Raw genomic sequence first — 13,361 nt, forward strand, 5'->3', positions numbered from 1 at the left:
CGGCACCCCGGCGCTCAGGCGGACTCCCCCGCCCCCTCCGCGTCCCATTCCGCCAGCGCCAGCAGCTGTTCCGGGGTGACCCCGTCGGGGATCGGCACGGGCGCGGGCGTGCGGATCGGGGGCTGCCACCCGTCCACCGGGTCCCACCGGCGCACGACCCGCGCGGGCGCCCCCGCGACCACCGAGTGGTCCGGCACCGCACCGCGCACGACCGCTCCCGCGGCGACCACCACGTTCCGCCCGATCCGCGCCCCCGGCAGGATCACCGCGCCCGTGCCGATCCAGCAGCCGGGACCGATCGACACCGGGTCCATCCGGGGCCACTGTCTGCCGATCGGCTCGTGCGGGTCGTCGTAGGAGTGGTTCGTGGACGTCACATACACATACGGCCCGAAGTAGCAGTCGCTGCCGATGGTGACGGTGGTGTCGGCGATGACATGGCTGCCGCGGCCGAGGACGACCCCGTCACCGATGCACAGGATCGGTTCCGCGCCGAGGTCCAGATCGGGCATCAGCCCGGCGGTCAGGGTGACCTGCTCGCCGATGATGCAGTGCGCGCCGAGATGGATCCACGGCTCGCCGAAGACCGTGCCGAGCGGGAAGGCGAGTCTGGTACCGGTTCCCATCGCGCCGAAGCGGAGGCGGCCGGGCCGCTCCGCCGTCACCGACCCCGTGCGCTGCAGCCACGCCCAGCCCGCGTGGACGGCGCGCTGCACGAGGCGGCCCCGCCAGGACGAGAACGTGTTCTTGCTCTTCGGCACCCGCTCACGGTACTCACCCGGCGGCACCCCCATGACGTCATGGAGCTGTGATCTTCACCCCACGCGGGGCCCGTCCCATGGCTTACGGTGCGGGTGAGGACTGATCTTCACCCAGCATCTGGAGGCGGCGATGAACCGGCAGCGGGCCCTGATCACGACGTTCGGCGGCAGGAAGCCGGACGTGGAGGAGGCGGCGTTCGTCTCCCCCACGTCGGTGGTGATCGGCGACGTGACGCTGCGGCCGGGGTCGAGCGTCTGGTACGGGGCGGTGCTGCGGGCCGAGTTCGAGCCGATCGTCATCGGCGTGGACGCCAACGTGCAGGACAACTGCACCCTGCATGTGGACCCCGGTTTCCCGGTCTCGATCGGCGAGCGGGTCTCGATCGGGCACAACGCGGTGGTGCACGGTGCGACCGTCGAGGACGACTGTCTGATCGGGATGGGCGCGACGGTGCTGAACGGCGCGGTGATCGGGGCGGGGTCGCTGGTGGCCGCGCAGGCACTGGTGCCGCAGGGGATGCGGGTGCCGCCGGGTTCGCTGGTGGCGGGGGTGCCGGCGAAGGTGAAGCGGCCCCTCACCGACGAGGAGCGGGAGTTGGTGACCTTGAACGGGACGCACTACACGGAGTTGGCGGTGGCGCACCGGAAGGCGCAGGAGGAGTACGGGGCCTAGACCGTCAGCGGGTGGGCGGAGGCCGGTCGGCCCACGCGGCGGAGCCGTACGGCGACACGGCCCCGCGCCCCCGCTGGGCCTACCGGGCTTCCCCGGCGGCCACCAGATCCCCCTCCGACGCCTCCGCCTTCTCCGCCGCCTTCTTCGCCTTGCGCTTGATCACCAGCATCGAGGTGACACCGATCAGGACCGCCAGGACCAGGCCCAGCCAGGAGAAGCGCTTGAGCCAGGCCTCGGCGACGACACCGACGTAGTAGATGACGGCGGTGGTGCCGCCGGCCCAGAGGATGCCGCCGAGGACGTTGGCGACGGCGAAGCGCCAGTAGGGCATCTGCAGGACGCCAGCGAGGGGCCCGGCGAAGATGCGCAGGAGGGCGATGAAGCGGCCGAAGAAGACGGCCCACATGCCCCACCGGTCGAAGGAGCGCTCCGCGACGGCGATGTTGCTCTCGCTGAAGTGCTTGGGGAACCGCCGGCTGAGCTTGGCCAGCAGCGGGCGCCCGCCCTTGCGGCCGATGGCGTAGCCGATGGAGTCGCCGATGATCGCGCCGGCGGTGGCACAGGCACCGAGGACGAACGGGTCGATCTCGCCGTGCTGGGAGGCGAGCAGCGCGGAGGAGACCAGGATGATCTCGCCCGGCAGCGGAATGCCCAGGCTCTCCAGGCCGATGACCAGTCCCACCAGCAGATAGATGGCGAGCGGAGGCACTGTTTCGAGCCACTCCTGGACGTGCAAAGCCGGTTCCTCCCGTGCAGCGGATCAAACGGATCTCAAGGCCCCCGGCGTACGGTCGCGGCGGAGCGCACGCCGGGGCAGCCTACCCGCTTACTCGGACGGCGCCGGATGCCTACGGGTTGTCCCACAGGTCGCACCGGTGCTCACCGTGCACGGTCGCACTCAGTGCGTTGCCGCCCTGTCCGGCGGTCCGCAGGGAGAGGATCTCGCCGCCCCCGGCCGGGATCGCGGGCTGGCCCGCGGCCCTGGGCACCCCGTCGCGGACGAAGGAGCCCCAGTAGTCGGTCATCTGGCGGGCGAGCCGGCGCTGCCCGGCGTCGAGCGGTGACTCCAGGCCGAAGTGCCGGAAGAGGTACTGCACCTCGTTGACGTGGGTCGCGCCGAAGTCGAAGTCGGTGCCCAGATCGCGGAGCGAGGCGAAGGGCGGGGAGGTGCGGTCGGCGAACTCGTACGCGTAGACCGGGCCGCGTTTGGCGAGGGTCCGGTTCAGCCGCAGCGCGGAGCAGGCGAAGAGCTGGTCGCCCTGGACGGCGGCGTAGGCCAGGGTGGGCGAGGCGTACCCGGCGAGCGGGTAGCGGTCCAGGGCGCGTTCGCCGAACTCGGCCCGGACGACGGCCGGGTACCGCTCGGCGGTGAGCGGGGCACCGGCCCCGTCGAAGCGCGCGAAGGCGAAGAGGCGGCCCTCGTCCTGGTTGGCGCCGTTGAGCACGGGCACCCCCGCCGCCGCGCCCTCGGCGTAGGCCCGGGCCGGCTGTACGGGCAGGAACGCGCCGCCGACGACGGGGCCCCAGTTCAGCCCGGCCTGGGCGGCGAGGATCTCCTCGGCGGACCGGCCGCGCAGACAGGCCACGTCCGCGCAGTCCAGCCGGGCGAGGAAGGTCCGCCCCTGGGCCGTCGCCGCCTCCCGGGTGCGGCCCGCGCAGTCGCCGTACGCGCCGCTCTGCACGATCCCGGCGCGGAAGAGGCCCTTCCCGGTGGGCGAGGCCAGCTGGGTGCAGACCGAACGGCCGCCCGCGGACTCACCGGCGACGGTGACCCGGGCCGGATCGCCGCCGAAGCGGCCGATGTTGGCCCGGACCCAGCGCAGTGCGGCCTGCTGGTCGAGCATCCCGAAGTTGCCGGAGACCCCGTCGCGCGCCTCGGCGTCGAGGTCGGACGTGGCGAGGAACCCCAGGGCGCCGAGGCGGTAGTTGACGGTCACGACGACCGTGCCGGTACGGCGGGCGAAGGCGTCCGGCACGACGTCCTCACCGGCGCCCGCGGTCAGTCCGCCGCCGTGCAGCCAGACCATGACGGGCCGCTGGGCGCCGCCGCGCGGTGTGTACACATTGAGGTCGAGGCAGTCCTCGGTGTGGGTCGGCTGCTCGTAGCCCGGGTCCCAGCTCGCGGTCTGCGCGCATCTGTCGCCGAACTCGCGGGCCTCCCGCACCCCTTGCCAGGGGCGGACGGGCCGGGGCTCGGTCCAGCGGAGGTCCCCGACGGGCGGCTGGGCGTAGGGGATGCCGAGGAACTGCCGGCCCTCGGCGGTGTTCTCGCCCCGGACCCAGCCGGAGCCGGTGCGGACGAGGGGCGACCCCGAGCTCTCCGCCCGTGCCGGTGCGGGGGTGAGCAGGGCGGCGGCGAGGGCGGCGGCCAGGACGGTGACCACCGGGCCCAGCCGCCTCGGGACGGGATCCCGCCGTCTCGGGCGCAGGGTGCCTGAACGCCGGGACACGGTCTCTGACATGAGCCGTCACTCCTTCGTGGGGGCGTCGGACGGACGTCGTGCGCATGTGTCGGCGGCGAAACTAGAGGCGACAGTGACTCGTGTCAATGACGGGAACAAGCCGCCCCCGCCACCCTGTTCGGGGTGCGGGAGGGCGGCGAGGGGCGGGGCCCCTGCTCAGGAGTTGGGGCGCAGTGTCCAGACGACGGTCATCTCGCCCGTCACGGCACCGTCACCGCGCCGGATCTCGATGGTGACGGGGAACTCGGGGCGCTGTCCGGCGTCGAGTTCGGCGACGACCTCGGCGGCGGGGCGGCCGAGCGTGGCGGTGGCCGTGACGGGGCCCATCGCGAGCTTCCGGTACGCGATCTCCGCGCCGACCGCGAGCGGCACCGCCCGGGAGAGCTGGTCCCCGAACGCGGCGAGCACGATCGTCCCGCTCGCCGTCTCACCCAGCGTGAACATCGCGCCGGCGTGCGGCCCGCCGACGTGGTTGTGGAACTCGCCCTGGTCCGGCAGCACCACCACAGCCCTCTCCGGCGTGGCCTCCAGGAACTCCAGCTTCAGGGTCCTGGCCATCGGCACGGTGGCGGCGAGCATCTCGCCGATCGACATCTGGTCTGCGCTCATGGCGCGATGTTACCCGCGAGTAGCCAATCCTGGCCAGAGGTGCCGGAGTGAAGGACCCGTGGCGGCCCGGAAGTCGTCGTACCCCGGCGTTTTGGAGCCGTTCGTCCCGACTGCAAAGGCTCTTCGTGGACTCCCGTGGCACCCCGGCCCCCGGCACATCTATGGTTACGAGCCATGTGGCCAGGACAGCAGCAGCCGCCCGGGGGCGAGCACCAACCGCAGCAGCCGAATCCGTACCAGCAGCCGGGGTACGACCAGTCGGGACAGCCGGGGCAACCGGGACAGCCGGGATACCAACAGCCGGGGTACCAGCAACCCAACCCCTACCAGCAGCCCGGGTACCAGTCGACGGGCCAGCAGGCCCAGTACGGGCAGCAACCGCAGTGGGGTGCCCAGGGGCCCGCGGGCCCGCCGGTCCCGCCGGGCGGAGGCGGCGGCAACCGGACGAAGCTGATCGCGATCGTCGCGGCCACGGCCGTCGTCGTGGCGGCCGGTGTGACGGGCTTCCTGGTGCTCGGGGGCGACGGCGACAAGGACGACTCGAAGACCCAGTCCTCCTCCTCGTCCTCCCCCTCGCCGACCGCGTCCGAGAGCACGGAGGACAATCCGCGCGGTGAGGACGCCGGGGCGAAGCCGACCGTCGCGGGCTGGAAGGTCGTCGTCAACCCCAAGTGGGGTACGGCCTTCGACGTGCCCCCCGAGTGGGACGTCCAGTCGCCGGACACCTTCATCGGCTTCGAGGACGACAAGAAGGGCGACGGGTCGGTCCTCATCGGCATGTCGGCACCCGCCATCCTCAAGGAGAAGTGGTGCGTGTCCGACGACGACAAGGACGGCAACGAGAGTTCGAGCTCCCTCGCCGCCGCGGGCACCAAGGGCCAGCAGGGCGCCAAGGGCACCGAGGACATCGCCCGCAACGACGCTGCGTGGTGGGTCTTCGGCGGGTACACCGACCAGAAGGACTCCTCCAAGAAGAAGCTGACCATCGGCAAGGCCGAGGCGTACACCACGGCGTCCGGTGTCGAGGGCAGTGTCGCGACCACGTACTCGAAGGGTGTCGCCAAGAAGGGCAAGTGCGACTCCGACGGCAAGGCGACCACGTTCGCGTTCAAGAACTCCGCCGGTGACTACGTCTCCTGGACCTTCCACGGCGCCAAGGGCGTCGCCGACGAGGTCCCGGACGCGACGGTGAAGAAGATCCTCAGCACGGTACGGCTGTACGGCGAGCCGACGGGCGGCTGAGCCGGCGGACGGCGGGGCCGCCCCGGTGACCGGCCCCGCGTGGTCCCGGGTCCGGGTCCGGCCCGATCCGGCCACAGCGCACGCGAAAACGTTTTGGCAGGCGGGGCCGGGGCGGGGATAGTCGGCGGGTGACGACTCCCGCCGCCTTCCGCCGCCCCGCCTGGGCCGGCCGCAACTACACCCTCCTGACGACGGCCGCGGTCGTCACCAACCTGGGCAGCCACGGCGCCCTGATCGCGGCCGCGTTCGCGGTCCTGGAGTCGGGCGGCGACGGCGGGGACGTCGGCCTGGTCGCGGCGGCGCGCACCCTCCCGCTGGTGCTGTTCCTGCTGATCGGCGGCGCGATCGCGGACCGTCTGCCCCGCCACCGTGTGATGGTCGCGGCGAACACCCTCAACTGCCTCTCCCAGGCCGTCTTCGCCGTGCTGGTGATCACCGGCACGGCCGACCTGTGGCAGATGATGCTGCTCTCCGCGCTCGGCGGCACCGGCCAGGCGTTCTTCAACCCGGCCGCCGAGGGCATGCTGCTCTCCTCGGTCACCGCCGAACAGGCGGGCCGGGCCTTCGCGCTGTTCCGTCTCGCCTCGCAGGGCGCGACCATGACGGGCGCGGCCCTCGGCGGCGCCATGGTCGCGGTGATCGGCCCCGGCTGGGTGCTCGCGGTGGACGCCGCCGCGTTCGCGTTCGCCGGCGCGCTGCGCGCGTTCCTCGACGTCAGCCACATACCGGACCGCGAGCCGGGCCACGGCATGCTGGCCGATCTCCGGGACGGCTGGCGGGAGTTCACCGGCCGTACCTGGCTGTGGGCGATCGTCGTCCAGTTCTCCCTGGTAAACGCGGTCATCGTCGCCGCCGACGCGGTCTACGGCCCCCAGGTCGCCCGCGACAGCCTCGGCGGACCCGGTCCCTGGGGCCTGGCCCTCGGCCTCTTCGGGGCCGGCAACGTCGTCGGGGCACTGCTCATGACCCGCTGGAAACCGCGCCGTCTCCTCCTCGTGGGCGTCCTGTGCGTGTTCCCGTTCGCCCTGCCGTCCGCCGCGCTCGCCGTCCCGGCGCCGATCTCCGTGCTGTGCGTCGCGATGTTCGTCAGCGGTCTGTCGATCGAGGTGTTCGGCGTCTCCTGGATGACCGCGCTGCACCAGGAGATCCCCGAGGACAAGCTGTCCCGTGTCGCGGCCTACGACTGGTTCGGCTCGGTGGCGATGGTGCCGCTCGCCGCCGCGCTGGCGGGTCCGGCGGAGAGCACCTTCGGACGTACGGCGGCCCTGTGGGGCTGCGCCGCGCTGTGCGTGGCCGCCACGGCGGCGGTCCTCGGCGTACGGGACGTACGGAACCTGACCCGGCGCACGGTCCCGGTGGCCCTGGCCAAACCGGCGGGCGAGCCCGAAGCCGAGCCCGGCCCCCGCCCCGAGCCCGGACCCGAGTCCCACAGCCGAGCCTGACTCCGCCCCCGCCCCCGCCGCTGCCGCGTCGCACCCGCGGCACGGCACTCGGCGATCCCGGTTCAGCCGATGCCGAAGGCTCCGGCGGGCGGCTCCGGCGACGGTACGGCGTCCTCCTCGCGGACGGGCGCGGCGCCGCCGATGAAGGCGCGCAGCGCCGGGCCGTGCTCGACCCGGGCCGGGAAGGCGTCGGCGGCGGTCCTGCGGGCCAGGGCGGCGATGTCGGGCGGCCGGTGGGCGGCGACCAGCACGGCGTTCCCGAACCGCCGGCCGCGCAGCACACCCGGCTCGGCGATCAGCACCAGCTCCTCGAACACCGTGGCGAGCGTGGCCAGTTGGGACCGTACGAACGCGAAGGGCGCGGCATCGGCCAGGTTCGCGAGATACACCCCGTCCGCGCGCAGCACCCGTCCGGCGGCCCGCGCGTACGCCACGGTCGTCAGATGCGCCGGGACGCGTGAGCCGCCGAACACGTCGCCGACGACCACGTCGGCGGAGTCCGAGGGGGCCGCTTCGAGCCATTCCCTCGCGTCCGCGCCGTGCAGCGCGATGGCCGCGTCGCCGGGCAGCGGCAGCTGCTCGACGATCAGTTCCAGCAGACCCCGGTCGTACTCGACGACCTCCTGCCGGGACCCGGGCCGGGTGGCGGCGACATACCTGGGCAGGGTCAGCGCGCCCCCGCCGAGGTGCAGCACGTCGAGCGCCCGCCCCGGCTCCGCCACCGTGTCCAGCACATGACCGAGCCGTCGCGCGTACTCGAACTCCAGGTGCGTCGGCTCGTCCAGGTCCACGTACGACTGCGGCGCCCCGTCCACCGTCAGCAGCCAGGCCCGCTCCCGGTCGACGTCCGGCATGAGTTTGGCGGTGCCCTGATCGATGGCACGGGAGACGGGTATGGCTTCGTTCACGGTGCCCATTCTGCTGCAGGGAGCGGTCCGGAAGGGGCGTGGGGGACCGCGGGCCGGCCACGCGGCCCGCGGTCCCCCACGTGCGCACACCCCCTACTGGACGGCCGTCACGGTCCCCGCCCCCACGGTCCGGCCGCCCTCACGGATCGCGAACCCGAGCCCGGGCTCCAACGGAACGTCCCGGCCCAGCTCCACACTCATCGTGACCCGGTCCCCCGGCCGCGCGACCCCGACCTCCCCGAGGTCGACGTCGCCCACCACGTCCGCGGTACGGATGTAGAACTGCGGCCGGTACCCGGTGGCCACCGGGGTGGTACGGCCCCCCTCCCGCGCCGACAGCACATACACCTGGGCGGTGAAGTGCCGCTTGGGCACGACGCTTCCGGGCGCGGCCACGACATGACCGCGCCGGACGGAGTCCCGGGGCACCCCGCGCAGCAGCAGCGCGACGTTGTCCCCGGCCTGCGCCTCCGCCATCGGCTTGCCGAAGGTCTCCAGGCCGGTGACGACGGTCTCCACCTCGGCGCCGAGCACCTCGACCCGGTCGCCCACATGGACGGTGCCGCGCTCGACGGCCCCGGTCACGACGGTGCCCCGGCCGGTGATGGTCAGGACGTTCTCCACGGACAGCAGGAACGGCGCGTCCAGATACCGCTCCGGCATCGGGACGTACGTGTCCACCGCGTCGAGCAGCGCGTCGATCGACGCCGTCCACCGCGGGTCCCCTTCGAGCGCCTTGAGACCGGAGACCCGTACGACGGGTACGGAGTCGCCGCCGTACCCGTGCGCGGTGAGCAGCTCGCGGACCTCCAGTTCGACGAGGTCGATCAGCACGTTGTCCTCGCCGTCCTCGACGGAGTCGGCCTTGTTCAGCGCGACGACGATGTGGTTCACCCCCACCTGGCGGGCGAGGAGCACATGCTCGGCGGTCTGCGGCATGATCCCGTCGAGCGCGGAGACGACGAGGATCGCCCCGTCGAGCTGCGCGGCCCCGGTGACCATGTTCTTCACGTAGTCGGCGTGGCCCGGCATGTCGACGTGCGCGTAGTGCCGGGTGTCGGTCTCGTACTCGACGTGCGCGATGTTGATGGTGATGCCGCGCGCCGCCTCCTCGGGGGCGCGGTCGATGCGGTCGAACGGCACGAACGTGCCAGCCCCGCGCTCGGCGAGGACCTTGGTGATGGCGGCGGTCAGGGTCGTCTTGCCGTGGTCGACATGGCCCATCGTGCCGATGTTGAGATGCGGTTTCGTGCGGACGTAAGCAGTCTTGGACATGGCGGTACCTCGAAGCCTCTTCAGCGGTACTGAGTGATGGCCCCGGCGGCGCGGAACGGCGGCCGGGACGGGGACCCCGAGGTTCTGCCGACCCTCCCCCTGCGGGGTCCGCCGGAATGTCCGGGAAGGGTCAGCTTCGGGCGCCGTCTGCGGCGGCCACGACAGCGAGAAGGGCAGCCTTCGGCACATCCGCGACTGTCGCGGATGCGGCGAGAACGAAGGCGTGCCGGAACATGAGGCCGATCATCGTCGACAAGTCGGCCCGCGTCGAATGGTTTTCGGTACGCGCGGGTTCCCGGAGGGAGCGGAAGAGAGATCCTTCACAGGAGGACATGCGAGGTGAACGCGGTCCCGGCCCGCGCCGTGTTCCGGAAGGCGCAGGCAGCGCGGTGCGCGGTGCCCGCCGGGACACCGGTCGGGGTGTGCGGGACGAGCCGGATGTTCCGCTCGTTGTGACCCCCGTGAGACGTTCCGTACGGCATTCCCGTACACGGGTCGGTTACCGTCGTCGAATGCTCGATGCCACCACCCGCTCTGGGGGCACCGCCACGGTCCTTCCCCGGGCCGCCGCCACGGAGCTCGCCGTCGCCGTCCCGGCCGCTTCCTCCGTCCCGGCCGCTCCCGTCGTGCCGCCGGGGCGCGCCGCCCGCTGGGGCAGAGTGCTGCTCTCGCCGTGGGCGCGGTTCTCGCTGCTCGTGGCGCTGCTGCTGGGCGCGGTGTCGGCGGTCCTGCTGTTCGAGCCGCAGCGGCTGCTGGCCGACGGCTGGCCGCCCCAGCTGAGCGGTGCCGCGGCGGTGGTGATGTTCGCGGTGGCGTACGGGCTGTGCACGGTGGCGTTCGTGCCGCGGCCGATCCTCAACATCGCGGCGGGCGCCCTCTTCGGCTCCCAGCTGGGTCTGGTGTCGGCGCTCGGGGGCACCGTCCTCGGGGCCGGTATCGCCTTCGGCCTCGGCCGTATGCTCGGCCAGGACGCCCTGCGGCCCCTGCTGCGCCACCGCTGGCTGAAGTCGGCGGACGGACAGCTCAGCCGCCACGGCTTCCGCTCGATGCTGGCGGCCCGGCTCTTCCCGGGAGTGCCGTTCTGGGCGGCCAACTACTGCGCGTCCGTCTCCCGTATGGGCTACCTCCCCTTCCTGCTCGCCACCGCCCTCGGCTCCGTCCCGAATACGGCCGCCTACGTCGTGGCCGGTGCCCGGGCCTCCTCCCCGACCTCGCCCGCCTTCCTGATCGCCATGGCCTGCATCGCGATCCCGGCCCTGATCGGCGCGGCGGTGGCCTGGCGCAAGCGCCACCACCTGCGGGCCCGCTGAGACCCGGGCCCGGCCGCGCGCACCGGGGCCCGTCTCACACCGCCTCCACCACCATCGCGTTGGCCAGCCCGCCCGCCTCGCACATGGTCTGCAGCCCGAAGCGGGCGCCGCGCTCCCGCAGGGCGTGCACCAGCGTCGTCGTCAGCCGCGCCCCACTCGCCCCGAGGGGGTGCCCCAGGGCGATCGCGCCGCCGTGGACGTTGACCTTCCGCAGGTCCGCCCCGGTCTCCCGCTGCCAGGCGAGCACCACACTGGCGAACGCCTCGTTGACCTCGAAGAGGTCGATGTCGTCGACGGTGAGCCCGGCGCGGCGGAGCACCTTCTCGGTGGCCGGTACGACTCCCGTGAGCATCAGCAGCGGGTCGGAGCCGGTCACGGCGAACGCGTGCAGCCGGGCCAGCGGGCGCAGCCCGAGCCTGGCCGCCGTCTCGCCGGACGTGATGAGCACGGCCGAGGCCCCGTCGTTGACCGGGCTGGCGTTCCCGGCGGTGACGTTCCACTCGATCTGCGGGAACCGCTCGCCGAACGCGGGGTCGTGGTACGCGGGCCGGAGCCCGGCGAGGATCTCGGTCGTGCTGCCGGGCCGTACGCACTCGTCGTGTGTCACCCCGTCCAGCGGGGCGACCTCGGCGTCGAAGCGGCCCGCTTCCCAGGCGGCCGCGGCCTTGCGATGGGACGACACCGCGAAGGCGTCCATCTCCTCGCGCCCGATCGACCACTTCGCGGCGATCAGTTCGGCGCTGATGCCCTGCGGTACGAGCCCCTCGGGGTAGCGCGCGGCCACACCGGGCCCGAACGGGTCCTTGCCGGGCGGCACGTTGGACCACATCGGCACCCGGCTCATCGATTCGACGCCACAGGCCACGACCATGTCGTACGCCCCGGACATCACACCCTGGGCCGCGAAGTGCACGGCCTGCTGGGAGGAACCGCACTGCCGGTCGACCGTGGTCGCGGGCACCGCCTCCGGGAAGCCCGCCGAGAGGACGGCGTAACGGGTCGTGTTCATGGCCTGTTCGCCGACCTGGTCGACGGTGCCGCCGATGACGTCGTCGACGAGCGCCGGGTCGACGCCCGAGCGGTCGACGAGGGCGCGCAGGGTGTGGGCGAGGAGTTCGACCGGGTGGACCTGGGCGAGGGAGCCGTTCGACCTGCCCCTGCCGATCGGGGTGCGTACGGCTTCGACGACGACTGCGTCACGCATGAGCGGGCCTCCAGGGCTGCCGGGCGGCTACCAGTGAGTAGGAAATCCGAACTCACCATAGCCCGATAAGTTGGAAAAACAAACCCTCCCCTAGACTGGGCTCATGCCCGCCTCCCGTGATCCGCGCCCCTGTTCCATCGCCGACGCGCTGGCGATCGTCGGCGAGAAGTACTCCCTGCTGGTCCTGCGCGAGGTCTGCCTGGGGAACAGCCGCTTCGACCAGCTGGCGCGCAACATCGGGGCCCCGCGCGACGTGCTGGCGACCCGGCTCCGCCGCCTGGTCGACGCGGGCATCCTGGACAAGCACGCCTACAGCGAGCGCCCGCAGCGCTTCGAGTACCGGCCCACCCGGGCGGGGCTGGAGCTGGAGCCGGTCCTGATGACCCTCATGGCATGGGGCGACCGCCATCTCCGGAAAGACGACGACCGCCCCATGGTGATCGAACACATCTGCGGCAACGAACTGATCCCGACCGTCACCTGCAAGGCCTGCGGCACCGAGGTCCACCACGAGGACCTCACGGCCCACCCCCAGACCCCGGGCTGGAAGGTGACGGGCCCGACGGCCGGCTGAGCCCCGGGCTCACACGAGCGCCCTGAAGGGGCGCGAGGAACTGCGCGACAAGCCACCCACGACCGTCGGCCGCCCCACCACACCACACCCCGAGCCGGAAGGCGATGCCCGACGGCACCCCGGGAAACCCGCTCGCACCAGCCCCCTCAAAGGGCGCGGGGAACCGCGCGGCAAGCCACCCACGACCCGCAGCCGCCCCGCTCCACCACGGCACCCCCACCCCGGAAGGCGCCCCTCTACTCCCCCTTGTAGACGTCCAACCGCCCGCACATCCCGAACTTCCCGTGCTCGACCGGCCCCTCGGCCCGCACGACGGCGTCGGCCAGATGCGACACGTCCCCCCGCTCCAGCCGCTCCAACTGCTCCCCGGTCACCGCGGCGGCGACCCGCGCACCCCGCTCCCACCGCGCCCGCCACTCCGCGAGCCGGGGCCGTACGAGCGCGGCGGCGGCCCGGTGGAACGCGGCGAGCGGCTCGGGGCCGGAGGCGTCGCGCAGGGCCCGGTAGCCCTCCAGGGCGAGGTCCCGCCGGGCGCGGGCGACCCGCTCCCGCTCCTCCTCCGGCGCGTCCACCGGGATACGGGTGGCGGCGGCGTACGTCTCCGGGTCGGTCAGATACTCCGGGGGCAGCGTGAGGACGGCGTCGCCCGCCTCCGGGAGCCCGCTGTTCTGCATGAGCACGGTGATCCGCAGCTCGTCCTCGTTGACCAGCCGGTGGATCGTGCCGGGGGTGAACCAGGCGACCGTCCCGGGCGCCAGCGGCGTCACCTCGTACCCGGACGTGGTCAGCGTCTGCACGGCCCCGCGCCCGCCGGTGACGACGTACGCCTCCGAACAGGTCAGATGCATATGGGGAGTTCCGCCGCAGACCCCGTCGGCCGCGGGCCAGTCGTACACGGACA

13 protein-coding genes are annotated in these 13,361 nt (G+C 72.9%); 5 read left to right on the forward strand and 8 right to left on the reverse strand.

Annotated elements, in window-relative coordinates:
• Nucleotides 1-14 precede the first annotated feature (14 nt).
• On the reverse strand, nucleotides 15-794 hold the full coding sequence (locus J8M51_RS10925; RefSeq protein WP_086763422.1) for an acyltransferase: 780 nt from the start codon (nucleotides 792-794) through the stop codon (nucleotides 15-17).
• Nucleotides 795-891: 97 nt separating this feature from the next.
• Here J8M51_RS10925 and J8M51_RS10930 point away from each other — a divergent pair, with 97 nt between their 5' ends.
• Nucleotides 892-1,434 carry a gamma carbonic anhydrase family protein gene (locus tag J8M51_RS10930; protein ID WP_086763424.1) on the forward strand — a complete coding sequence of 181 codons (543 nt, stop codon included), beginning with the start codon at nucleotides 892-894 and terminating at the stop codon, nucleotides 1,432-1,434.
• Between the two features lie 79 nt (nucleotides 1,435-1,513).
• Here J8M51_RS10930 and J8M51_RS10935 read toward each other — a convergent pair whose 3' ends face one another.
• The 3 genes from J8M51_RS10935 to J8M51_RS10945 all read right to left on the reverse strand — a co-directional run bounded on the left by J8M51_RS10935 (nucleotide 1,514) and on the right by J8M51_RS10945 (nucleotide 4,490).
• Nucleotides 1,514-2,170 carry a DedA family protein gene (locus J8M51_RS10935; protein WP_086763426.1) on the reverse strand — a complete coding sequence of 219 codons (657 nt, stop codon included), beginning with the start codon at nucleotides 2,168-2,170 and terminating at the stop codon, nucleotides 1,514-1,516.
• Nucleotides 2,171-2,282: 112 nt separating this feature from the next.
• The gene (locus tag J8M51_RS10940; protein WP_267299140.1) at nucleotides 2,283-3,896 is read right to left on the reverse strand and encodes a carboxylesterase/lipase family protein; all 1,614 of its coding nucleotides are present in this window, start codon (nucleotides 3,894-3,896) and stop codon (nucleotides 2,283-2,285) included.
• 156 nt (nucleotides 3,897-4,052) lie between these two features.
• Entirely contained in the window at nucleotides 4,053-4,490 is a 438-nt protein-coding gene (locus J8M51_RS10945) for a DUF4442 domain-containing protein (RefSeq protein ID WP_086756664.1), read from the reverse strand.
• 189 nt (nucleotides 4,491-4,679) lie between these two features.
• On the opposite strand from J8M51_RS10945, the gene J8M51_RS10950 reads away from it, so the two are divergent.
• Together J8M51_RS10950 and J8M51_RS10955 are read left to right on the forward strand one after the other, a co-directional pair.
• A complete protein-coding gene (locus tag J8M51_RS10950; protein ID WP_086756666.1) occupies nucleotides 4,680-5,747 on the forward strand; it encodes a hypothetical protein in 1,068 nt (355 codons plus the stop codon).
• Nucleotides 5,748-5,875: 128 nt separating this feature from the next.
• The gene (locus J8M51_RS10955; RefSeq protein ID WP_216587559.1) at nucleotides 5,876-7,189 is read left to right on the forward strand and encodes an MFS transporter; all 1,314 of its coding nucleotides are present in this window, start codon (nucleotides 5,876-5,878) and stop codon (nucleotides 7,187-7,189) included.
• A 62-nt stretch (nucleotides 7,190-7,251) separates the two neighbouring features.
• Here J8M51_RS10955 and J8M51_RS10960 read toward each other — a convergent pair whose 3' ends face one another.
• Nucleotides 7,252-8,097, reverse strand: a complete 846-nt coding sequence (locus J8M51_RS10960) for a spermidine synthase (RefSeq protein WP_086763012.1) — start codon at nucleotides 8,095-8,097, stop codon at nucleotides 7,252-7,254.
• 93 nt (nucleotides 8,098-8,190) lie between these two features.
• Nucleotides 8,191-9,372, reverse strand: coding sequence for an elongation factor Tu (gene tuf, locus J8M51_RS10965; protein ID WP_086763010.1), 1,182 nt, complete (start codon nucleotides 9,370-9,372; stop codon nucleotides 8,191-8,193).
• A 512-nt stretch (nucleotides 9,373-9,884) separates the two neighbouring features.
• On the opposite strand from tuf, the gene J8M51_RS10970 reads away from it, so the two are divergent.
• Nucleotides 9,885-10,682 (forward strand): TVP38/TMEM64 family protein, encoded by a 798-nt coding sequence (locus tag J8M51_RS10970; protein WP_086763008.1) that lies wholly within the window; start codon nucleotides 9,885-9,887, stop codon nucleotides 10,680-10,682.
• A 34-nt stretch (nucleotides 10,683-10,716) separates the two neighbouring features.
• On the opposite strand, the gene J8M51_RS10975 is transcribed toward J8M51_RS10970, so the two are convergent.
• Complete coding sequence (locus J8M51_RS10975; RefSeq protein WP_086763006.1) at nucleotides 10,717-11,886, reverse strand: thiolase family protein; 1,170 nt, start codon at nucleotides 11,884-11,886, stop codon at nucleotides 10,717-10,719.
• Between the two features lie 103 nt (nucleotides 11,887-11,989).
• On the opposite strand from J8M51_RS10975, the gene J8M51_RS10980 reads away from it, so the two are divergent.
• Nucleotides 11,990-12,460 carry a winged helix-turn-helix transcriptional regulator gene (locus J8M51_RS10980; RefSeq protein ID WP_086763005.1) on the forward strand — a complete coding sequence of 157 codons (471 nt, stop codon included), beginning with the start codon at nucleotides 11,990-11,992 and terminating at the stop codon, nucleotides 12,458-12,460.
• Between the two features lie 236 nt (nucleotides 12,461-12,696).
• On the opposite strand, the gene J8M51_RS10985 is transcribed toward J8M51_RS10980, so the two are convergent.
• Nucleotides 12,697-13,308, reverse strand: coding sequence for a cupin domain-containing protein (locus tag J8M51_RS10985; RefSeq protein ID WP_398856309.1), 612 nt, complete (start codon nucleotides 13,306-13,308; stop codon nucleotides 12,697-12,699).
• Nucleotides 13,309-13,361: the final 53 nt, after the last annotated feature.

It is taken from the genome of Streptomyces griseiscabiei (assembly GCF_020010925.1).
Lineage (GTDB): Bacteria > Actinomycetota > Actinomycetes > Streptomycetales > Streptomycetaceae > Streptomyces > Streptomyces griseiscabiei.